A 21145-nucleotide genomic window follows, 5' to 3' on the forward strand; every position below is an offset into this window, starting at 1 on the left:
CGGGGGCGGAGTCACCCGGCTGGGGTCTGGGGGGCTCGGCCCCCAGGAGGCAAGACGAAAACGAGGTGTGTCCGCGTTTCCGCAGACACACCTCGCTCACTCGGGTGAGTGACGGGACTTGAACCCGCGACACCTGGGATCACAACCCAGTGCTCTGCCAGCTGAGCTACACCCACCAAGACCGGTTGACCGGCGAGAGGAAGCATAGCGTGTGCACCGGTCAGGTCTGAAATCGGGTGGTCAACCCAGTCCGTCGGCCTTCAGCAGTTCGGCCGCCACGGCCTGGGCCTGCTCCGAGCTCGGACCGGGCGGGGCCACGAACGCGGTGCGCCGGTAGTAGGCGAGTTCGCGGATGGACTCCTTGATGTCGGCGAGCGCCCGGTGCGAGAGGCCCTTCTCCGGCTGCGCGTAGTAGATGCGCGGGTACCAGCGCCTGCACAGCTCCTTGATCGACGACACGTCGATCATCCGGTAGTGCAGGTGGGCGTCGAGCGCGGGCATGTCGCGGGCGATGAACCCGCGGTCGGTGGCGATCGAGTTGCCCGCCAGCGGTGCGGTGCGCGGGTCCGGCACCCACTCCTTGATGTACGCGAGCACCTGGGCCTCGGCGTCGGCGATGCCGACGGTGGACCGCCGCACCTCCTCGGTGAGGCCGGACTTCGCGTGCATCTCCACGACGACCTCGGGCATCCCGGCGAGCGCGTCGTCGTCCGCGTGGATCACCACGTCGACGCCGTCGCCGAGCACGTTCAGATCCGCGTCGGTGACCAGCGCGGCGATCTCGATGAGGGCGTCCTTCCCGAGTTCGAGGCCGGTCATTTCGCAGTCGATCCACACCAGACGATCCATCACCCGCGAGAGCCTAGTCTCTCGTGACCTCGGAGGACGTCCGCGCTTCGAGTGGCGCGTCCCGGTGACCTCATTACGCTCGTGCGAATGACCCAGCAGCAGTCCGCGGCGGCCGGGATCGCGGCCGGGTACGCCTCAGCCGGTCCGGCGGTCGAACTCGGTTCGGTCCTGGTGGACGGTGCCGTCGAGCCCACCGCCCACGTGCGGCTGCCGCTGGCCACGATGAACCGGCACGGGCTCGTCGCGGGCGCGACCGGCACCGGCAAGACCAAGACGCTCCAGCTCATCGCGGAGCAGCTGTCCGCCGCGGGTGTGCCCGTCGTGATGGCGGACGTCAAGGGTGACCTCTCGGGACTGTCCAGGGAGGGCGCGGTCAACGACCGGGTCACCGGTCGGGCCGCGGACACGGGCGACGACTGGCGTCCGCGGGCGCACCCGGTGCGGTTCCTGTCGCTCGGCACGGGCGGCGCGGGCGTCCCGGTACGGGCGACGATCACCAGCTTCGGCCCGATCCTGCTGTCGAAGGTGTTGGGGCTCAACGACACCCAGGAGTCGACGCTCGGGCTGATCTTCCACTGGGCCGACACCAGGGGACTGGCCCTGCTCGACACCAAGGACCTCCGCTCGGTGATCAACCACCTCACGAGCGAGGAGGGCAAGGAGGACCTGAAGGGCATCGGCGGCGTGTCGTCGGCGACGGCGGGCGTGATCCTGCGGTCGCTGGTCAACCTCGAAGCCCAGGGCGGCGACACGTTCTTCGGCGAGCCCGAGCTGGACCCCGCCGACCTGATGCGCGAGGTCGACGGCAAGGGCGTGATCACGCTCCTGGAACTGGCGGAGCTCCAGGCGAAGCCCGCCCTGTTCTCCACGTTCCTGATGTGGCTGCTGGCCGAGCTGTTCCAGGAGCTGCCGGAGGAGGGCGACCTGGACAAGCCGAAGCTGGTCTTCTTCTTCGACGAGGCGCACCTGCTGTTCGCCGACGCGTCGAAGGCGTTCCTGGAGCAGATCACCCAGACCGTGAAGCTGATCCGGTCCAAGGGCGTCGGCGTCTTCTTCTGCACCCAGCTGCCGACCGACATCCCCAACGACGTGCTCTCGCAGCTCGGCGCCCGCGTGCAGCACGCGTTGCGCGCGTTCACCCCGGACGACCAGAAAGCCTTGTCCCGCACGGTGAAGACCTACCCCACGTCGCCGCACTACGACCTGGAGGAGGTGCTCACGTCGCTCGGCACGGGCGAGGCGGTCGTGACCGTGCTGAGCGAGAGGGGCGCGCCCACCCCGGTCGCGTGGACCAGGCTGCGCGCGCCCCGCTCGCTCATGGACACCATCGGGCAGGACGCGATCGGGCAGGCCGCCGCCGCGTCGGACCTGCACGGCAAGTACGCCGAGACGATCGACCGCGAGTCCGCCTACGAGAAGCTGGCCGCGAAGGTCGTGCCGCGGGCCGAGGAGGAGCAGCCGGAGCACCACCGGGAGAAGCGCGGGGAACCCGGTCTGGTGGAGAAGGTGCTCGGCAACTCCGCCGTGAAGTCGTTCCTCCGGTCAGCGGCAGGCAGCATCGGCCGCGAGATCACCCGAGGGCTCTTCGGCACGGCCCGGAAGCGCCGGTGACCGCTTGATCCGCAGCGACAGCAGCGCCGCTCCGATGCTGAGGCCTCCCGCGACGACGAACGTCAGCGCGTAGTCGCCGAAGTGGTCGCGGGCCAGACCTGCCGCCGTGGCCGCGATGGCCGCGCCGACCTGGTGCGACGCGAACACCCAGCCGAACACCACCGGGCCCGCCTCGCCGAAGATCTCGCGGCACAGCGCGACGGTCGGCGGCACGGTCGCGACCCAGTCCAGGCCGTAGAAGATGATGAACACCAGCATGCTCGGGTGCACGGAGCTGGCGAACAGCTGCGTCAGCAGCAGGAGCGAGACGCCGCGCAGCAGGTAGTAGGCGGCCAGCAGGACCCGCGAGTCGACCCGGTCGGTCAGCCAGCCGGAGAAGATCGTGCCGACGACGTCGAACAGCCCGACCAGCGCGAGCAGGCCGGCCGCCGTCGTGGACGGCATGCCGTGGTCGTGCGCGGCCGGGATGAAGTGCGTGCCCACCAGCCCGTTCGTCGTCATCCCGCAGATCGCGAACCCGCCCGCCAGGTACCAGAACGACCGGGTGCGCGCCGCCGTCCGCAGCGTCCTGAGCGCGTTGCGCGCCGCGCCGCCCGGCGGCACGACCGGGGTCACGACCTCGGTGCCGCCGTACAGCGGCAGGCCCAGGTCGGCCGGGTGCTCCTTGAGCAGGAAGTACGCCAGCGGCACGACGAGCAGCGCCGCGCCCGCGATGACCAGCGAGGACGAGCGCCAGCCCGACGACTCGGCGAGGCCCGCGATCACCGGCAGGAACACCAGTTGGCCGGTCGCGCCGCCTGCGGTGAGGACGCCCGTCACGAGCCCGCGGTGCTTGACGAACCAGCGACCGGTGATCGTCGCGACGAACGCGAGCGCCATCGACCCCGTGCCGAGGCCGACCAGCACGCCCCACAGCAGCACGAGCTGCCAGCTCGCCGTCATGAACACCGTCAGGCCGCTGCCGACCGAGACCAGCAGCAGCGCCAGGCTGACCACCCGGCGCACGCCGAACCGGTTCATCAGCGCGGCCGCGAACGGGGCCGTCAGGCCGAAGAGCAGCAGGTTCACCGAGACGGCGAACGAGATCGTGGCGCGCGACCAGCCGAACTCGCGCTGCAACGGCTCGATCAGGGCGCCCGGTGCCGACCGGAACCCGGCCGCGCCGACCAGTGCGATGAACGCCACCGCGGCGACCACCCAGGCCCAGTGAAGTGTGGTGCGGCCCCTCGGGGCCTCGATCTGCGTCACCGCAAGAGCATCCGCCGAACGAGTGCGTCGGACCAGTGGCCGGAAGGCCATCATGTGCAAGAATCGGGCCGTGAGGCGGCATGAGGTGGCGGTACTCGCGCTCGACCAGGTCACCGGCTTCGACCTGGGTACACCCACGCAGGTGCTCGGCACGGCCCGCGACGAGCGGCAGCGGGCCTACTACCGGGTCCGCGTCTGCACGCCCGGCAACCTGCCGGTGCGCAGCTCGGCCGGGTTCACCGTGCAGGGCGACCACGGGCTCGAACTGCTCGCCGAGGCCGACACGATCGTCGTCGCGGGTCAGAACCGCGCCGACCTGCTGCTGAGCGACCCGCTCGACTCGGACGTGGTCCGGGCGCTGGTGGCCGCCGCTCCCACCACCCGGATCGTCTCCATCTGCACGGGCGCGTTCGTGCTGGCCGCCGCGGGCCTGCTCGACGGTCGGCGCGCCACCACGCACTGGTGGTACGCCGAGGCGTTCCGGACGATGTTCCCGCACGTCGACCTCGACCCGGACGTGCTGTTCGTCGACGAGGGCGACGTCCTCACCTCGGCGGGCGTCGGCGCGGGCATCGACCTGTGCCTGCACCTCGTGCGCAAGGACTTCGGCACCGAGGCCGCCAACCGCGCCGCCCGCCGCTGCGTCGTGCCGCCGTGGCGGACCGGTGGCCAGTCCCAGTTCATCGAACGCCCGGTGCCGCCCGCCGAGACGACCTCGACCGCCCCGGCCCGCGAGTGGGCGCTGGCCAGGCTGGACGAGCCGCTGGACCTGCGGTCGCTGGCCGAGCACGTGCGGATGAGCGTCCGCACGTTCACCCGCCGCTTCCGCGAGGAGACCGGTCTGAGCCCCGGCAAGTGGATCATCCAGCAGCGCGTGGAACGGGCCCGCCACCTGCTGGAGTCCACCGACCTGCCGGTGGACGAGGTCGCGCGGCGGTCCGGGTTCGGCACCGGAGCGGCCCTGCGGCTGCGGATGAGCACCGCGCTGGGCGTCGCGCCCAGCGTGTACCGCACCACGTTCCGGACGAGCGCCTAGCCCGCGGAGTCCACGGAGGACTGTTCCGGTCCGACGCGCTCCAGGAACGGCCGCAGCAGATCGGGCACGGCCGCGTCGGCCAGCAGCAGGCCGTCCTCCGCCCCGACGTCGATCACGTGGTAGACGCCGTCGCCCGCCGCCGTGGTCGCCGACACCGTCGCCAGGCCCGCCCTGCGCTGGAAGAACGACTGCGACACCCGCCAGCCGATGATGCCGCTGCGTTGCAGCGCAACGGTTTCCCGCAGCGCCGACCCGCTGCGCGCGACCAGGTAGCGGTCGGTCAGCGCGTGGCCGAGCGCCCGGTAGCGGTCCCAGCCCATCAGCGCCGCGAACGGGAGCAGCGCCAGCGCCGCCTGCCACGTCCACGACGGTGCGAAGAGCGCGAGCCCGCCCGCGAGCAGCAGCACCGGCAGCACGGCGCGCACGAGCCGCCGCCGCAGCGCCACCAGCGGGTGCCGCCGCAACGTCGACGTGGTCGGCGACACCGGGACGTGCAGCACCTCGTGCGCCACGCGGTGGGCCTCGGAGATCGGCGCCGGTGGCAGCAGCAGGCTGCTCTCGCCCTTGGTGCCGAGCCCCGTGGCGACGGCCGTGGTCCTGGCGCCCCGGCCCAGCCGCAGCAGCAGCGGCTCCTGCACCTCGACACCGCGCAGCCGGTCCTCGTCCACCGACACCGAGCGCGTGGTCAGCAGCCCGCGGCGGACCCGCAGCGTGCCGTCGTCCTCGCGCGTCAGCCGGTAGCCCCAGAACTGCACGACGTACACCAGCAGCGACGCGATCACGGCCAGCACCAGCACCACGCCGAGCAGCACCGCGATGGTCAGCGCGAGCGGCGCGTTCGTGACCCACTCGACCACGTCGTGCAGGCCGGAGAACGCCGACCGCCGCAGGTCGAGCTCCTGCGCGTAGTTCATCAGCACGCCGAACGTGCCACCGACCGCGACCAGCCCGGACAGCGTCAGCGGGGCGAAGCGCAGCCACCGCGGGTCGAACGTCGCCAGCGCCCTGCTCGCCTCGTGCGGGGGCGCGTCGGCGTCCGTCGACACGGCGATGACCCGCGCCCGGTCGAGCAGGAGCTGGCGCAGCCGCTCGGCCTCGTGCGACGACACGGCGTCCAGCGTCACGCCGCTGTTCTCGCCCGCCTTCTCGTGCTGGCCGGTGCCGACCCGGATCGCGGACAGGCCGAACAGCCGGTGGCCCAGCTTCGCCGTCAGGTCCACGGTCCGGATGCGGTCCCTCGGCACGGCCAGCCGCTTGCGCACCAGCAGACCCGTGTGCAGCTCCACCTGCTCGTCGGTGATCCGGTAGCGGGTGGTGAACCAGCTCAGCAGGCCGAACGCCACCACCAGCACGATGACGCCGCCGCTCATCGCGATCCGCCACTTGTCGCCGCCGCCCAGCACGATCAGGCCGACCAGGACGGGGATCAGGCCCATCAGCTCGTTGAGCGGGCGGACGATCAGCATCCGCAGGTCGAGCCGGTGCCACTCCAGCGCGACCGGGGCCTCGACGAGCTCGGGCGCGCTCGGGAACTCCGGCGCGGTCACGTGGCGTCGCCGGGGGTCGCGTCCGTCGTGGTGGTCAGCTCGTCCGCCAACCGCACCGCGGACTCGTGGTCCAGCCCCTCGATCTGCACGGGCCCGGCGGCCGACGCCGTCGTCACGGTCACCGTGGAGAGCCCCAGGAGTTGTTGCAGCGGACCGCGTTTCGTGTCCACGGTCTGGATCCGGGAGACCGGGGCGATGCGCCACTCCTGGCTCAGCCAGCCGGTCAGCGTGTACACCGCGACCGGCGTCGACTCCCAGCGGTGCACGCGGAACCGCCAGCGCGGCATGACGAGGGTGTGCGCGACCGCCAGCACGCCCGTCGCGACCGCCGCGGTGAGCTGCCACGGCGGCGGCGAGTCCACGAACAGCAGCACGACCAGTTGCGGCACCAGCACGACCGTCCACCCGATCACGGCGTGCAGGGTCCACAACGTGATCGACTTCCGGCTTACCTGGTGCCGCGGCGCACGCAGCCTCACCTGCTCAGTGGTCACCACACCACTCTGCCTCAAGGCCGGACCCAGCACTGGTCCGGCCTTGAGGAAGCGGTCAGTTCGCCTGGTAGGGCGGGGTGAACGCCTCTCCGGGGTCGCCGCTGACGATCACGTCGGCCTGGGCGAGACCGACGCTGACACCCCCGGTGATACCCAGGCAGAGCACCACCGCGACCAAGATCCGGCGGATAGAGTTCACAACCATCATCGAGCTCCGTTCGATTGGCAGCGGCTTTGGAAGAACGCGAAGGCGCGAGCGCGGGCCCGCGAGCACAGGTGGGCACCGGTTTCGGGGCGCGGCTGCGCGCCACGAGGCAGCGGCGGGGCCTGGCGCAGAAGGACCTGGCCTGCCCCGGTGTGTCGATGAGCTACGTGTCCCGTTTGGAGTCCGGGCACCGCACGCCGTCGTCCCAGGTGGTGCGGAAGCTGGCGGCGCTGCTGGAGGTCGACCCGAGCGAACTGGTCGGCGACCGGACCGCGGTCGCGCAGGACCTGGCGCTCGCGTGGTGCGAGGCGCTGATCGCCTACCACGACGGCGACGTGGACCGGGCCGTCGACCTGCTCGCCCTGCTCGGACCGCGCGCGGGCGGCGAGGTGTTCGGCTGGTGCGTGCAGTGGACCCGCGTCGTGGTGCAGGCGACGCTGGACGACGGGCCTGCGCTGCTGCGCGTCGCGGACCGGCTCCGGACGGGCTGGTCGCCGGGCCCCGCCGTGGACGCGCTGGTGGAGCTCCAGCGCGCCGCCGCGTTCCGCATGCTGGGCAGGCCCAACGACGCCGTGCGCGCCGCGCGGCTCGCCCTCGACCTCGCCTGCCGGGGCGGCGGTGACCGGATCGCCAGGGTGCGCGTCCGCGCGTTGATCGCCCTGTGCTCGGAACTCCTCGCCGCGGGGCGGGCCTGCGACGCGGAGGACGTCGCGTCCGCGCTCGGCGACGAGGTCGCCGACCTGGGCTGCGACCGGCTCCTCATCTCGTCCTGGTGGGTGCGCGCGCGGGTCCTCGACCGGCTCGGCGACCGGGCGGGAGCCGCCGCGTGCATGGACCGGGCGCTCGTCCTGGCCGAGGCCTTCACCGGCGACCACGCCTTCCGCCTGCGCGTCCGGCTGGCGTGGGCCGCCATCGGCCTGCGCGCGGCGGACCCCGACCTCGACCGGATCGAGGAACTGCTGGACGAGGTCGGGTCCGCGCCGTTCGGCAGACCGGCCGAGGTGGTCGCCCAGGCCGCGGCGCTGCGGGCCGAGGTCCTGCTGCGCCACGGGGAACTGGACGGCTGCGAGCGGTTCGCCCGGCAGGCGCTGGCCGCGGACGACCTCGGCCAGGAGGACCGGCTGCGCTGCGCGCTGCTGCTGGTGCGGGTGGCGGACGAGTCCGACGACGCGGGCCTGGAGGCTCGGGAGCTGCTGGTGGAGCTGCTGGCCGACGTCGCCCCCGAGACGGTCGACCCGGTGCTCTGGCGGGACGTCGCGCGGGTGGCGCTGCGGCAGCGCTGACGCCGCACCGCGCCGTTTTCCGCGCTCCAGCATCGCCGCACCGCCGCTCAGCTCTTCGGACGCGCCCCGCGCACGTCCGACCGGAGCATGACACATGGGAGTCATGCTTTTCATCACCCAGTTATGCCGCACTTCGATGGGCAAATGACCCAACCCCGCTGGTCGGGTGGTCGGGGACAAGCCGCTGTCCGGGCGACGACCTCGGGGATGACCCGGCGTTGTCATCGCGGGGTCAACCGACCGGTTCGGGCTGGGGGTCGACGGCGTCCGGGTCGAGGTCGATCCACCACACCACGGCGCCCGCGCGACCGTGCACCCCGAGGGTGCGGTAGATCCGCTGGAGGTGGTTCTGGATGGTCTTGGGGGACAGGTCGAGCCGCCCCGCGATGGCGTTGGTGTTCGCGCCCGCCACGACGAGCTGGAGCACCTCGATGCCGCGCCGGGTCAGTCCCGCGCGCAGCGCCCGCGCGATCCGGCTGTTCGTCCGCTCCGCCGTCGCGGTGGTGGGGCGCAAGGGTTTCGGGCTGTTCGGGGCGAAGCTGAGCCGCGCCAGCCCGGCCGTCAGGTCGTGCTCCCGCAGCCGCAGCAGGTCCCGGCCGTCCTGCTGCTCCCGCAGCCGGTGCTGCTCCAGTTGCGCGCGGGCGTGCCTCAGCGCGGGCCCGAGCTGGCCCGCCCGCTCGTAGGCCGCGCTCAACGCCCCGTGCGCCCGCACGGCCACCCCGCGCGCCAGGCTGCCCACGGCCAGCTCGGCCGCGCGGTGCAGCCGGGCGATCTGCTCGCCGACCCGGTCGCGGGCGCCGCTGACCCTCGCCTGCGCCAGCAGCAGTTCGGCCTGCAGGACCGGCCGGTCGTGCCCGACCAGCAGGTCCTCGGCCCTGCGGCACGACCGGCGGGCGCGTTCCACCTCGCCGAGGTCGAGCCGGACGTGGGCGAGCAGCACCGTGACGCGCGCCAGCCGCACGCCGTCGTCGACCTGCTTCCACCGGTCCCGCACGAGCGCGCACAGCGCTTCGGCACGCCGCAGGTCCCGCTCGTGCGCGCCGGGGCCGCGCAGCACCCTGGCCTGTTCGAACAGGATGGAGCCGATCAGTTCGGCGTCGCCGCCCACCTCGGCCAGCCCGAGGGCCCGCGCCAGCGAGCGCAGCGACCGTTCGGGCGAGTCCAGCCGCAGCTCCACGAGCGCGCGGGACAGGCCGCACCGGGACTGGAGCCGCACGCGCCGGTTCGCCACGGCGATCCCCTGCACGTGGTCGACGGCGTCCAGCGCCTCGGCCAGCAGACCGCGCTGCCCCAGCGCGACGGACTGGGCGAGCACGCTCTCCGCGACACCCTCGGCGTCCTCCAGCCAGGCGTACGTGGCAAGCGCTTTCTCGGCGAACTCCACCGCGTCGCCCGAGCGGTCCTCGTCGAGCGCGATGCGCGCCTCCCGCAGGTTCACCGAGGCGTTCACCCGTGGATCGCCCGCCTCTTCCGCACGAGGCAAAGGAATCGTCATCCGCCCGCCAATACCACTCCGGTTTCGCCCTCAGACAGGATACGGAGGCAGGTCCCGCTTGAGCACCTTGCCGGTCGCGTTGCGCGGCAGCGCCTCCAGGAAGACGACGTCGCGCGGTACGGAGAACCTGGCCAGGTGCGTCCGAACGTGGTCGCGCACGGCGTCCTCGTCGAGCGCCCCCGGTTCGGCGCACACCACGTACGCCGCCAGCCGCTGGCCGAACTCGTCGTCCGGCACACCGACCACCGCGGCCTCCCGCACCTGCTCCAGGCCCGCGAGCAGTGCCTCCACCTCGGCCGGGTAGACGTTCTCGCCCCCGGACACGATCATCTCGTCGTCCCGGCCCGCCACGAACAGCAGCCCGTCCTCGTCGCGGTACCCGACGTCGCCGGTGGCCATGAGCCCGTCGCGGACCTCCTTGCCCGTGCCGTTGGTGTAGCCGTCGAACAGCATCTCGTTGGCGACGAAGATCCGGCCGGTCCCCCCCGGCGGCAGCGGGACCCCGTCGTCGTCCAGGATCGCCAGCCGGGTGCCGCGCGGCGGTCGCCCGACGGTGCGGGGGTGGCTCGCCAGCTCCTCGGGCGTCGCGATGCTGACCCACGACACCTCGGTCGAGCCGTAGAGGTTGTACAGGACGGGGCCGAACCCGCTCAGGCACCGCTCCACCACCGACGGCGGCAGCGCCGATCCGCTCGACGCGATCACCCGCAGGCTCGGCACGTCCCGGTCGGACAGCTCCAGGACCCGTTGCAGCATCACGGGAACGACGAACACCGCGCCGCACCGCCGGTCCCGCACGTCGGCGAGCAGGACCTCGGGGTCGAACCTGCGCCGCAGCACCAGCGTCGCGCCGAGGACCAGACCGATCTGGAACGCCGCCAGCCCCCACGTGTGGAACAGCGGCGCGGGCACGGCCATGGTCTCCCCCTCCCGCAAGGGGATCCGCGACAGCAGCGCGGCGGCGGGGGACAGGCCGGCGGGCTCCGGGCGTCGGGCACCCTTCGGCGCACCGGTCGTGCCGGAGGTGAGCACGACGAGCCTGCCGCGCGGCGGCCTCCTCGGCGGCGGGGTCCTCGCCCCCTCGGAGATCAGCTCGGCCACGTCGGTGACCCGCTCCACGTCCGGCGGCAGGTCGGTGAACTCCTCGTCCGCCACCACGATCGCGACCTCCTGCTCCCGCAGGACGGTGGCGATCTGGGTCCCGCTCAGACCGGTGTTGAGCAGCACGGCGTGCGCGCCGATCTTGGCGCACGCCACCACGGTCTCCACGAAACCGCGGTGGTTGCGGCACAGCACGGCGACCTTGCCGCCCGCCCGCACCCCGCGTCCGGTGAAACCGTTGGCCAGCCTGGTGGTGCGCTCGTCCACCTCGGCGAACGTCAGCACCCCGTCGTCGTCGACGATCGCGGCCCGGTCGGGGTGCCGGGCCGCGCCCATCGCGTAGCCCCACGCCACCGTGATGTCCCACCGCGCGTACCCGGCCAGCACGCCGAGCAGCCGGTCCGGCCGCATCGGCCGCACGACGCCCGCGCGCACCAGCGTGACCAGGTCGCGCACCGGCTTCACCGCAGACCCCGCAGCACCAGGCGGGTGACCCCCGCGGCGACCGACGCGAGCGGCGGTGTCGAGTCCTCCGGGAACACCCGGAAGGCCAGGTGCGCCAACGCCCTCGTCGTCCTCGGCGCCACCCGGCGGGCCAGGTCCGCGACCACGCCGAACGGCGGGTTGACCTCCTCCGGCTTCTCCACCAGCGCCCGCACCACCAGGTCGGCCGCCTTCTCCGGCGTGAGCGCGGGCAGTGCCTCGTACGCCTTGGTCGGGCCGATCATCGGCGTGCGCACGAGCGGCATCCGCACCGACGTGAAGGTGACGCCGTCCGCGACCAGTTCGGCCCCGGCGACCCGGCTGACCGCCTCAAGCGCCGCCTTCGACCCGAGGTACGCGGAGAAGCGCGGGGTGTGGACCTGCACGCCCACCGTGGACACGTTCACGACGTGCCCGCCGCGGCGTTCGGTCATGTGCGGCAGCAGCCCGAGGATCAGCCGCAGGGGCGCGAAGTAGTTCAGCGCCATCGTGCGCTCGTAGTCGTGCACCCGGTCGACCGACCGGAGCACCGAGCGGCGGATCGACTTGCCCGCGTTGTTCACCAGCGCGTCGACGCCCTCGTGCTCGGCGAGCACCTGCTTCACCAGCGCGTCCACCGCGTCGCCGTCGGTGAGGTCGCACGGGTAGGCGAACGCCGTGCCCCCGCCTGCGTGGACCTCGGCCACGACCTCCTCCAGCTCGTCGGCGCGGCGGGCCACCAGCAGCGGGACCGCGCCGCGCCGGGCGACGGCGAGCGCGGTGGCCCGCCCGATGCCCGAGGACGCCCCGGTGATCAGCACCGTGCGGCCCGCGAGCGCCGGGCCCCTGGCCGCGCGGTCCGGGTCGAGGTGCCGCCGCCAGTAGTGCCACAGGCTCTTCGCGTAGGTGTCGAACGCGGGCGGCTCCAGCCCGGTGACCGCGCGGGTCGCCGTCGAGTCGAAGTCCGCGGACGTGGTCAGGTGCGGCAGGACGGCGGCCGGGACCCCCAGCTCGGCCAGCACGGCCGTGCCGATCGCGCCCGTCCTCGTGGGCAGCGGGACGGGCGTGGTGAGCGCGATCCTCGGCGCGCCCGCGGCCCGCGCCAGCGCGTTGTAGACCTCGGTGACGGGCTGCGGCTCCGGCGCCGTGAGGTGGAAGGTGCTGCCGGGCTCGACGTCGGCGTGGACCAGCCGGTCCAGCGCGGCGACGACGAAGTCGACCGGCACCAGGTTGGTCGCGCCCGCGTTCGGACCGAGCAGCGGCAGCCACGCCGGGGCGTGCGCGACGGCGGCCAGCGCGGAGAAGAAGTAGTACGGGCCGTCGACCTTGTCGATCTCACCGGTCCGCGAGTCGCCCACCACCGCGCCCGGCCGGTAGACCCGCCACGGCACGGCCTGCTCGCGGACGATCTTCTCGGCCTCGAACTTCGTCGCGTGGTACGGCGAGCCGAAGCTCTGTCCGAGGTCGAGGTCCGCCTCGGTGAAGCGGCCCCGGTGGTCGCCCGCCACGGCGATCGACGACACGTGGTGCAGCAGACCCGCTCCGACCCGCGCGGCGTACTCCGCCACCGTCCGGGTGCCGTCCACGTTGGCCGCCGCGTGGGCCTCCGGCGACGCCGTGAGGTCGTAGAGCGCGCCGAGGTGCACCACGTGGTCGACGTGCGGCCCGTCGATCGGCGCGGTCAGGTCGCCGACGACCTCGGTCAGCTTCGGGTGGTCGGGGAGCTTGCCCGCCGAAGGTGGTCTGACCAGTGCGAACACCCGTTCGCACGCCGGGCGGGCGAGCAGCGTGGCGACGAGCCGCCGACCGAGGAAACCCGTCGCTCCGGTCACGAAGTAGGTGGTCACGGAACCGATACTCGCATTACCTACCCGCGAGTAGGAAGAGGTGGGCCGGATTTCACCCCCGCAGCGGCACCTCCAGGACCTGGCCGGGCCAGTCGCCCTCCACGGTGAAGGTCGCGGTCGGCGTGAAGCCGTTCGACACGTAGTACGCGACCAGCGCGCCACCCCCGCCCGCGTAGCAGTCGACCCGCACCCGGTCCGCGTTCCGGCGCACGGCCTCGGCCCGCGCGTGCTCCAGCAGCAGCCGTCCGGCGCCGGGGCGGCGACGGCTGCCGACCAGCGCGGTCACGTACACCTCCGGCCCGACGGCGGGCGGCGCGTACTCCGGCGCGGGCCCGATCGCCAGCGCTCCGACGGTCTCGCCGCCGAGTTCGGCGACGTGCAGGTCGTCCGTCCAGGATTCGAGCTCCCCGACCCTCTTCGGGTTGGTCGAGAACGGTCGCGAACCCCACTGCCCGGCCCGCCCCCGTGACACCAGCCAGCGCACGGCCTCGTCCAGCAGGCCGAGCACCGCTCCGACGTCCGACGGGCCGCCGGGACGGACGATCACGCCTCCTGCGCGCCGGAGGCGTTGACCACGGCGTCGCGCAGCGCGGCACGCAGTCGTCCGACCTCCAGCGGCGTCAGCACCGCCGCCTCACCGGGCGGCACGGTCACCACCACGTGCCCCTGGCTGACGAACACGGTCATGTCGCGTCTGCGGGATGCGATGTCGCGGCAGGTGATCTGCCATTCCTTGCCAGTGCTCACGGCCCCCAACCTCCTGATGTCTCGTCACGGGTGCTCGGACCAATCCGGGCGCTCGCGGGGGTGAGACGCACGCGGATTGGTGGCGTGACGGGACACGAACGGAAATGTTCGTGCTTCCCGGTCGGCGACCGTGCCGAGCGGGGACAGCGTCGCATGAAGCTCTCATTGAGTCACCTGGATGGTGGAAAAATGCCGAAATCGCAACAGATTGTGACCACTTTCCCGGAAAAGTCGATCTTGACTAGGCTGTTCGGTGGTATTCCATGCCAACAAAAGGCCCATTTGGCCGCAGGTGGTGTCTCATATCGATCATCGGATGACTGACGGTAGTTGCTCGGTGAATTACCTGCTGAAGCGGCCATTCATCGGGCCTCTGTGCATTTCTGTTCGGTCCAGTTCGGATTTCTTTCCCTCTATCACCCGAACGTGGGGGCCGAACGGCGCTGTCACACTGGTCGGCGATCCGGGAGGTGTGATGTCCGAGCCGATCACGGCCGTGCTGGTGCGGGCCGCCGAGTTCACCGCCTCCGGCAGACCGCGCCAGGCGATCGACCTGCTCCGCCCCGCGGTGGCCGCCCACCCCCACCACGCCGAGGCGTGGTGCAGGCTGGCCGCCGCCCACCTGGACGCGGGCGAACCCGATCCCGCCCTCCTCGCGGCCAAGCGCGCACTGGTCCTGGACGGCGACCAGGCGTGGGCCCAGCGCCTGGCCGCCCTGTCGCTCAGCGAACTCGGCAGGCAGGCCGAGGCCGTCGTCGCCGCCCGCGAGTCGGTGCGCCGCAAGCCGGCGGACTGGCGCTGCCAGGTGGTGCTCTCCGAGGTGCTGGCCGTCGACCCCGCCACCCGCGCCGAGGCCGTCGAGGTCGCCAGGCACGCCACCGGCCTCGCCCCCACCGAGGCCCGCGCGTTCCAGGTCCTGGGCGACGCCGCCCTCCGCGTCCGGGACTGGGGCGGTGCCGAGTGGGCCTACCGCGCCGCCCTGCGCCTCGACCCGACCGACGAGGACGTCCGCGCCAACCTGGCGACCGTGCGCCGCCGCAGGGGCACCCCGAAACCCGCGAACGCCCCGAAACCCGCGGCAGCCCCGCCCACGCCCGACGCGCTGGCCGCCGCGCAGGCGCTGGGGTGGCAGGCGCTGACCCGCGTCGCCGCCGTCCTGGTCGCGGGCGAGCTGCTCCTGCTGCTCTCCGGGATGCCGAGCCCGTCGCCCCTGCTCGGCTGGTTCTCCGGCCTGCTGGTCGTGGTGTCGCTCGGCCTGCTGGCCAAGGCCGTGCTGTTCGCGGGCAGGGGCAGGAGGAGGACGGTCCTGCGGGTCCCGCGCCACCGGCCGAAGCTGGCGCTCGTGCTGGGCCTGTTCGGGGTGTCCCTGCTGCTGCTGGTCGCGTGGACGATCGCGGTGGCGTTCGGCGCGACCACCCTCCAGCCGGTGGTGTTCGCCTGGATCACCGCGCTGGCGGGCGGCGCCGTCGTGGTGCTGGGCGGCCACCACCGCTGAGGGCGGGTGCCGCCGTTTCCGGACGTCCGCCCTCCGCGCGGGTCTGTAGCCTGTGAACCGAGGGAGGACCATGACGAGGCGCGCGCTGCTGGCGGTCCTGGCGTTGATCGCCGGGTTCGCGGTGTCCGCCCTGCCCCGGTCCGACCAGCCCGACCAGCACACCACCGCGGTGACCGCGCTGGTCCAAGCGGTCCACCTCCCCGGTGCCACCACCCGCTCCAACCCCGCGAACGTCCAGCAGCAGGGCTTCATCGGGCACGCCCCGGTCGACCTGACCCACCGCGCCCGGCCGGTCCCGCTGCGCGTGCTGATGGACGTCGCCCAGCGCGTCCACCGCGCACCGGAAACGATCAGCAGCACCCCGCTGGGCGACCGCGCCCCGCCCCCGACCTCCGCGTAGTAGAGCCGACCCCACCCGCTCCTGCCCGGAGGTACCCCTTCATGCCGCGCACCCCCGCGCGGCGAGAACTGCTCGTCCGAGGGCTCGTGTCCCTCGGCGTTCTCGCCGCGTCCGCTTACCTGCTGCTCACCAGCCAGCCCCAGCTCGGTCTCGACCTGCGGGGTGGCACCCAGATCGTCCTGGAGACCAGGGACTCACCCACCACGAAGGCCGACGGCGAGGCCACCGACCGCTCCCTGGAGGTCCTGCGCCGCCGCGTGGACGAGCTGGGCGTGGCCGAACCGGTGCTCGCCAGGTCCGGCGAACGCCGCATCCTCGTCGAACTGCCGGGTGTGCAGGACCCGGCCGAAGCCCTGGAGGTGCTGGGCCGCACGGCTCAGCTCGCCGTGCACCCGGTCGTCGGGGCAGGTCAGCAGCCCGCCGAGAACCAGATCGCGCTGTCCAGCCCGGAGGGCGTGCCCCTCCTGCTCGGCCCCGCGGTCATGACCGGTGAGGGGATCAAGGGCGCGCAGTCGTCGGTGAGCCAGCGCGGTGCCGGGTACGAGGTGTCGATCGACTTCGGCGGGGACGCGCCGGGGGTCTGGCAGCGGGTGACGGCGGCGGCCGCGTGCGAGCCGCCGGGAGCGCCGACCCGGCAGATCGCGTTCGTGCTGGACAACAAGATCGTGTCGTCGCCGCAGGTGGGGACCGACGTCCAGTGCGGCACCGGGATCATGGGCGGTTCGACGCAGATCACCGGGTCGTTCACCCAGTCCGAGGCCGCCGAACTGGCGCTGGTCGTGCGGTCCGGCGCGCTGCCGGTGCCCGTCGAGGTGATCGAGCAGCGCACGGTCGGCGCGACCCTCGGCGCGGAGGCCATCGAGGCCAGCTCGTGGGCGGCCATCATCGGCATCTCGCTGACCGGGCTGTTCCTGATCGTGGTCTACCGGCTGGCCGGGCTGCTCGCCGTGGCGGCGCTCGTCGGGTACGCGGCCGTCGCCTACGCGTCGCTGCTCGCCGTCGGGGCCACGCTGACGCTGCCGGGCCTGGCCGGGTTCGTGCTGGCGATCGGCATGGCGGTCGACGCGAACGTCCTGGTGTTCGAACGGGCCCGCGAGGAGTACGCCAAGGGCGTTCGGGGTGGACGCCTGCTGAAGTCCGTGCAGGGCGGGTTCCGCGGGGCGCTGAGCGCGGTCGCCGATTCCAACATCACGACGCTGCTGGCGGCGGGCCTGCTGTTCTGGCTGGCGACCGGGCCGGTCAAGGGCTTCGGGGTGACGCTGTCGATCGGTGTGCTGGCGTCGATGTTCAGCGCGCTGGTCCTCAGCCGGGTGCTGCTGGAACTGGTGCTGGGCAGCGGGTTCGTCGAACGCAGGCCCGCGCTGAGCGGCCTGCACACCCTGGGCGGGGTGCGGACCTGGCTGGTCGAGCACGGCGGGCAGCTCTTCCGCCGTCCCGTCCGGTGGCTGCTGGCGGCGGTCGCCGTGGCCGCGCTGTGCCTGTCCGGCCTGGCCGTCCGCGGGCTCGACCTCGGTGTCGAGTTCACCGGCGGGCGGATGCTCGACTTCACCGCGGACCAGGCCGTCGACCCCGGCCGGGTGCGCACCGCCCTCGCGGACGCGGGCTTCGCCGACGCCGTCGTGGCCACCTCCGGCGAGAACGGCGTGTCCGTGCGGACCGGGCCGATCGACGAGGCCACGTCGGCCAGGCTCGGCACCGTCGTGGCGGGCGCGACCGGTGGCGCCGAGCAGGTCGCCAACGAGCTGATCGGCCCCAGCCTCGGTTCGGAACTGCGGCGCAACGCCCTGATCGCGCTGGCCATCGCCATCGCGGCGCAGCTCGGCTACCTGGCGATCCGGTTCGACTGGCGGCTCGGCGTCGCCACGGTCGTCGCGCTGGTCACCGACGTCGTGGTGCTGGTCGGTCTGTTCGGCTGGCTCGGCAAGACCGCCGACGGCGTGTTCCTCGCGGCGCTGCTGACCGTGATCGGCTACTCGGTCAACGACTCGGTGGTGGTGTTCGACCGGGTCCGGGAACTCGCGCGGTCGCGGGGGAAGCGGACCTACGCCGAGGTGGTCAGCTCGGCGGTCCTGCAAACCGTGCCGCGCACGGTGAACACCGGCATCGGCGTGCTGTTCGTGCTCGCCGCGCTGCTGGTGCTCGGTGACGGGTCGCTGGCCGACTTCGCGACCGCGCTGCTGATCGGCCTGGTCGCGGGCACGGCGTCGACCGTGCTGACCGCCGCGCCGGTCGCGATCGCCCTGGAGAAGAGGTACCCCGGCACGCGGCGCGCCACGCCCGAGCGCGCCACGCCGAAGACCCGCACCGGCACCGGCGCGGTCGTCTGATCCGGCGACCGGCCGCACGGGCTCCCCGCGCGGCCGGTCGCACCGGGTGGACGTGCCGCGCGGCGTGCCCGGACGGATGGGGCCACGCCGGCAGGTGGCTCGGTCCGCGCGCACCGTCGGCGGCGGCGCCTTGAGCCGGTGGAGCGGGATTCAGCAGGTGCCCCGGTGCCGTCCAGCGGCGACCGGACGCGTCGTGCGGTAGACCGGGTGCTTGCACCCCCGGACGATGACAACGAGCATGATCGGGTCGCCGAGGACCTGGCGACCTCGAATGCCAGGCCGAGGGCCGGTGGGCGGCCTGAGCGGATGGAGAGGCACAACATGACTGGTACGTTCGGCGCCTATCAGAACGAGATCTACCTCCAGGGCCTCGCGGGCGCGGTGCCGCCGTTCACGACGGACCCGGAGGCGCTGGAGGCCTCCGCGCGCGAACGCCTCGGACCGGGGCCGTTCTGGTACGTGGCGGGTGGCGCGGGGTCCGGTGCCACGACGGCGGCGAACCGGCAGGCGTTCGACGACTGGCGGATCGTGCCGCGGATGCTGACCGACGCGACGACCCGGCACCTCGGCACGACCGTGCTCGGCACGACGATGCCCGCCCCGGTGCTGCTCGCGCCCGTCGGCGTGCAGTCGATCCTGCACCCGGACGGCGAGCTGGCGACGGCCCGCGCCGCCGCCGAACTGGGTGTGCCGATGATCCTGTCGACCGCGTCGTCGCACACGCTGGAGGACGTCGCCGAGGCCGGTGGCGACGCCCCGCGCTGGTTCCAGCTCTACTGGCCGAACGACCCCGAGGTCTGCCTGAGCATCCTCGACCGCGCCAGGAAGGCGGGGTTCACGGCGCTCGTCGTCACCCTGGACACGTGGACGCTCGCGTGGCGGCCGCACGACCTCGACCACGCCTACCTGCCGTTCCTGCGCGCGGTCGGCACCGCGATCCCGTTCTCCGACCCGGCGTTCCGCGCTGGGCTGGAGAAGTCGCCGGAGGACGACCTGCCGATGGCGATCCTGCGCTGGGTGCACCTGTTCACCGGCGCCGACAGGTCGTGGGACCAGGTGGCGTTCCTGCGGGAGAACTGGGACGGGCCGATCCTGCTCAAGGGCATCCAGCACGTGGACGACGCGCGCAAGGCCGTCGACGCGGGCGTGGAGGGCATCGTGGTGTCGAACCACGGCGGCAGGCAGGTCGACGGCGCGGTCGCGTCGCTGGAGGTGCTGCCCGAGATCGCCGACGCGGTGGGCGAGCAGGTCGACGTGCTGTTCGACTCCGGCATCCGGACCGGCGCGGACATCGTGAAGGCCGTCGCGCTCGGGGCGAAGGCCGTGCTCGTCGGCAGGCCGTTCGCCTACGGGCTCGCGCACGGCGGCCAGGTCGGCGTGCGGCACGTGCTGCGCGGCCTGCTCGCCGACTTCGACCTCACCCTCGGCCTGTCCGGCCACCGCAGCCCGGCGGAGCTGAACCGGGACGCGCTGCGGGCCAGGCGCTGACGTCCGGTTCCCCCAGACCGCGGCGTGGTGCCGAACCCCGAGCAGCCCGCACGATCTCCGGAGCCGTCGCCCCACCTGGCACCACGCCCGCGTCCTGGAGCGGCTACCGGCCGAGGAGCACGCCCAGCGGCACGCCGGCCAGGTCCTTGACCTCGCGCGAGAGGTGCGCCTGGTCGGCGTAGCCGGTGCGGTGGGCGATCTCGGCGAACGGCACCCCCGACCACGCGAGGCCCACCGCCCGGTCGAAGCGCAGCACCCGTGCCAGCACCTTCGGGCCGTAGCCGAACGCGGCCAGCGACCGCCGGTGCAGCTGCCGGGCGCCGACGCCGAGCCGGTCCGCCACCTCCGGCACGCGGTGCTCCCGCAGCGCGGCCACGACGGCGGCCAGCGTCGGATCGGGCGGGGTCTCGCGCAGCCGGGCGCTCGCGACGTCCGCCAGCACGGCGCACGGGTCGGGGGCGGTGTGCAGCTCGTGCAGCAGCCGTTCGGTGCCCGGCCACAGCTCGGCGAGGGGCACGCGCAGGTCGCGCAGCACGTGGGCGGGCACGCCGAACGCCGACGGACCGACACCGGGCTTGAACCGCACCGCGAACACCGTGCCCGGCCGCTGCTCGCCCACCTTCGCCGAGGTGTCCGGGCCCGCCACGAACAGCTCGCCGGTGTCGCGGGAGAAGATGATGTCCGTGCAGCCGTCCGGCACGACCCGGCTGACACCCGACCCGGACGACGTCTTCGTCCAGACCAGTCCGCGACCGCCGAACGCGGGCCGTTCCTCGTAGCTCACGGTCTGACCAGGGTCGCTCTCGCGATGCCCGGCTCGCGGCCGAGCCGCGCCTGCACCACGCCGCCGGGACGCCACACGCCACTGCCGCCGAACGTGTCGTGGCCGCCGGTCCGCCCCGTGTACTGGGCCAGCACGACCCACATGCCCAGTTCCGCCGCGGAGGTCGCCTGCTCGACCAGGCGCTGCTCGGTGCCCTCCTCGAACAGGGCGCTCACCAGGTACGCGTCCGCACCGCCCGCGCGCACGGCCTCCGCGTGCTCCGGCACGGCGGCGTCGTAGCAGACGGCGAGGCCGAGCCGCCAGTCGTCGACCTCCAGCACCAGGTGGTGGTCACCCGCGACGAACAGCTCCCGCTCCCCGCCGTGCAGGTGCTTCTTGCCGTAGTGGCCCAGCACCTCGCCGGTCGGTCCGACGACCAGCGTCGCCACCAGCACACCGTCCGACGTGGACAGCGGAGCACCGACGAGCGCGTACACCTCGTCGGTGCGGCACGCGTCGCGGACCGGGTCGAGCCGCCCGTCCTCGTCGGTGATCGGGGACAGCGGGTCCAGCTCGTACCCGGTGAGCGAGAGCTCGGGGAACACGCACACGTCCGAGGCGGCTTCGGCGATCAGCCGCGCGTGCTCGACGGCGTTGCCCGCGACGTCGAGCGCGAGCGGAGTGGTCTGGATCGCCGCTACCCGCATGGCGACACGGTAGCGGTGACGGGTGGCGGGCCGCTCGGCA

General features: G+C 73.2%; 19 protein-coding genes and 1 tRNA gene. 7 read left to right on the forward strand and 13 right to left on the reverse strand.

The window, feature by feature from the left end:
- Positions 1-103: 103 nt before the first annotated feature.
- Together AC156L_RS12360 and orn are read right to left on the reverse strand one after the other, a co-directional pair.
- Positions 104-176, reverse strand: a tRNA-His gene (locus AC156L_RS12360).
- 64 nt (positions 177-240) lie between these two features.
- Positions 241-852 carry an oligoribonuclease gene (gene orn / locus AC156L_RS12365; protein ID WP_330877302.1) on the reverse strand — a complete coding sequence of 204 codons (612 nt, stop codon included), beginning with the start codon at positions 850-852 and terminating at the stop codon, positions 241-243.
- A gap of 84 nt (positions 853-936) precedes the next feature.
- Here orn and AC156L_RS12370 point away from each other — a divergent pair, with 84 nt between their 5' ends.
- On the forward strand, positions 937-2460 hold the full coding sequence (locus AC156L_RS12370) for a helicase HerA-like domain-containing protein (RefSeq protein ID WP_330877303.1): 1524 nt from the start codon (positions 937-939) through the stop codon (positions 2458-2460).
- Here the strand turns inward: AC156L_RS12370 and AC156L_RS12375 are convergent.
- On the reverse strand, positions 2392-3759 hold the full coding sequence (locus AC156L_RS12375) for an MFS transporter (protein ID WP_484406831.1): 1368 nt from the start codon (positions 3757-3759) through the stop codon (positions 2392-2394). The two genes, AC156L_RS12370 and AC156L_RS12375, sit on opposite strands and share 69 nt — an antisense overlap.
- Position 3760: 1 nt before the next feature.
- Here AC156L_RS12375 and AC156L_RS12380 point away from each other — a divergent pair, with 1 nt between their 5' ends.
- Positions 3761-4744, forward strand: a complete 984-nt coding sequence (locus AC156L_RS12380) for a GlxA family transcriptional regulator (RefSeq protein WP_330877305.1) — start codon at positions 3761-3763, stop codon at positions 4742-4744.
- Here AC156L_RS12380 and AC156L_RS12385 read toward each other — a convergent pair.
- The 3 genes from AC156L_RS12385 to AC156L_RS12395 are packed head-to-tail and all read right to left on the reverse strand — an operon-like array spanning position 4741 to position 6990.
- On the reverse strand, positions 4741-6291 hold the full coding sequence (locus tag AC156L_RS12385) for a PH domain-containing protein (RefSeq protein ID WP_330877306.1): 1551 nt from the start codon (positions 6289-6291) through the stop codon (positions 4741-4743). The two genes, AC156L_RS12380 and AC156L_RS12385, sit on opposite strands and share 4 nt — an antisense overlap.
- The gene (locus AC156L_RS12390; protein ID WP_414719946.1) at positions 6288-6788 is read right to left on the reverse strand and encodes a PH domain-containing protein; all 501 of its coding nucleotides are present in this window, start codon (positions 6786-6788) and stop codon (positions 6288-6290) included. The genes AC156L_RS12385 and AC156L_RS12390 overlap by 4 nt, the downstream gene beginning before the upstream one ends.
- A 52-nt stretch (positions 6789-6840) precedes the next feature.
- A complete protein-coding gene (locus AC156L_RS12395; protein WP_330877308.1) occupies positions 6841-6990 on the reverse strand; it encodes a hypothetical protein in 150 nt (49 codons plus the stop codon).
- 29 nt (positions 6991-7019) lie between these two features.
- Here AC156L_RS12395 and AC156L_RS12400 point away from each other — a divergent pair, with 29 nt between their 5' ends.
- The gene (locus AC156L_RS12400; protein WP_330877309.1) at positions 7020-8273 is read left to right on the forward strand and encodes a helix-turn-helix domain-containing protein; all 1254 of its coding nucleotides are present in this window, start codon (positions 7020-7022) and stop codon (positions 8271-8273) included.
- Positions 8274-8505: 232 nt separating this feature from the next.
- Here AC156L_RS12400 and AC156L_RS12405 read toward each other — a convergent pair whose 3' ends face one another.
- From AC156L_RS12405 to AC156L_RS12425, 5 genes are all read right to left on the reverse strand, one after another.
- Complete coding sequence (locus tag AC156L_RS12405; RefSeq protein ID WP_330877310.1) at positions 8506-9723, reverse strand: LuxR C-terminal-related transcriptional regulator; 1218 nt, start codon at positions 9721-9723, stop codon at positions 8506-8508.
- Positions 9724-9798: 75 nt separating this feature from the next.
- The gene (locus AC156L_RS12410; protein ID WP_330877311.1) at positions 9799-11325 is read right to left on the reverse strand and encodes an AMP-binding protein; all 1527 of its coding nucleotides are present in this window, start codon (positions 11323-11325) and stop codon (positions 9799-9801) included.
- Between the two features lie 5 nt (positions 11326-11330).
- Positions 11331-13178, reverse strand: a complete 1848-nt coding sequence (locus AC156L_RS12415) for an SDR family oxidoreductase (protein ID WP_330877312.1) — start codon at positions 13176-13178, stop codon at positions 11331-11333.
- Positions 13179-13230: 52 nt separating this feature from the next.
- A complete protein-coding gene (locus tag AC156L_RS12420; protein ID WP_330877313.1) occupies positions 13231-13725 on the reverse strand; it encodes a GNAT family N-acetyltransferase in 495 nt (164 codons plus the stop codon).
- Complete coding sequence (locus tag AC156L_RS12425; protein WP_330877314.1) at positions 13722-13925, reverse strand: hypothetical protein; 204 nt, start codon at positions 13923-13925, stop codon at positions 13722-13724. Before AC156L_RS12425 ends, AC156L_RS12420 begins: the two co-directional genes overlap by 4 nt.
- A gap of 475 nt (positions 13926-14400) precedes the next feature.
- Here AC156L_RS12425 and AC156L_RS12430 point away from each other — a divergent pair, with 475 nt between their 5' ends.
- From AC156L_RS12430 to AC156L_RS12445, 4 genes are all read left to right on the forward strand, one after another.
- The gene (locus AC156L_RS12430; protein ID WP_330877315.1) at positions 14401-15420 is read left to right on the forward strand and encodes a tetratricopeptide repeat protein; all 1020 of its coding nucleotides are present in this window, start codon (positions 14401-14403) and stop codon (positions 15418-15420) included.
- Positions 15421-15490: 70 nt separating this feature from the next.
- A complete protein-coding gene (locus AC156L_RS12435) occupies positions 15491-15820 on the forward strand; it encodes a hypothetical protein (protein WP_330877316.1) in 330 nt (109 codons plus the stop codon).
- Between the two features lie 41 nt (positions 15821-15861).
- Positions 15862-18147 (forward strand): protein translocase subunit SecD, encoded by a 2286-nt coding sequence (gene secD, locus AC156L_RS12440; protein ID WP_330877317.1) that lies wholly within the window; start codon positions 15862-15864, stop codon positions 18145-18147.
- A 321-nt stretch (positions 18148-18468) separates the two neighbouring features.
- On the forward strand, positions 18469-19635 hold the full coding sequence (locus AC156L_RS12445) for a lactate 2-monooxygenase (RefSeq protein ID WP_330877318.1): 1167 nt from the start codon (positions 18469-18471) through the stop codon (positions 19633-19635).
- A gap of 103 nt (positions 19636-19738) precedes the next feature.
- Here the strand turns inward: AC156L_RS12445 and AC156L_RS12450 are convergent, their stop codons facing one another.
- Positions 19739-20419, reverse strand: coding sequence for an AraC family transcriptional regulator (locus AC156L_RS12450; protein WP_330877319.1), 681 nt, complete (start codon positions 20417-20419; stop codon positions 19739-19741).
- Positions 20416-21105, reverse strand: coding sequence for a carbon-nitrogen hydrolase family protein (locus AC156L_RS12455; RefSeq protein ID WP_330877320.1), 690 nt, complete (start codon positions 21103-21105; stop codon positions 20416-20418). Before AC156L_RS12455 ends, AC156L_RS12450 begins: the two co-directional genes overlap by 4 nt.
- Between the last annotated feature and the right edge of the window lie 40 nt (positions 21106-21145).

This window comes from Umezawaea sp. (assembly GCF_057122925.1).

Coding starts and splice junctions, on each gene's coding strand:
- AC156L_RS12395 (WP_330877308.1), bottom strand. CDS start 6,990: ATGGTTGTGAACTCTATCCGCCGGATCTTGGTCGCGGTGGTGCTCTGC.
- AC156L_RS12455 (WP_330877320.1), bottom strand. CDS start 21,105: ATGCGGGTAGCGGCGATCCAGACCACTCCGCTCGCGCTCGACGTCGCG.
- secD (WP_330877317.1), top strand. CDS start 15,862: ATGCCGCGCACCCCCGCGCGGCGAGAACTGCTCGTCCGAGGGCTCGTG.
- AC156L_RS12430 (WP_330877315.1), top strand. CDS start 14,401: ATGTCCGAGCCGATCACGGCCGTGCTGGTGCGGGCCGCCGAGTTCACC.
- AC156L_RS12380 (WP_330877305.1), top strand. CDS start 3,761: ATGTGCAAGAATCGGGCCGTGAGGCGGCATGAGGTGGCGGTACTCGCG.
- AC156L_RS12370 (WP_330877303.1), top strand. CDS start 937: ATGACCCAGCAGCAGTCCGCGGCGGCCGGGATCGCGGCCGGGTACGCC.
- AC156L_RS12435 (WP_330877316.1), top strand. CDS start 15,491: ATGACGAGGCGCGCGCTGCTGGCGGTCCTGGCGTTGATCGCCGGGTTC.
- AC156L_RS12445 (WP_330877318.1), top strand. CDS start 18,469: ATGACTGGTACGTTCGGCGCCTATCAGAACGAGATCTACCTCCAGGGC.
- AC156L_RS12375 (WP_484406831.1), bottom strand. CDS start 3,759: ATGGCCTTCCGGCCACTGGTCCGACGCACTCGTTCGGCGGATGCTCTT.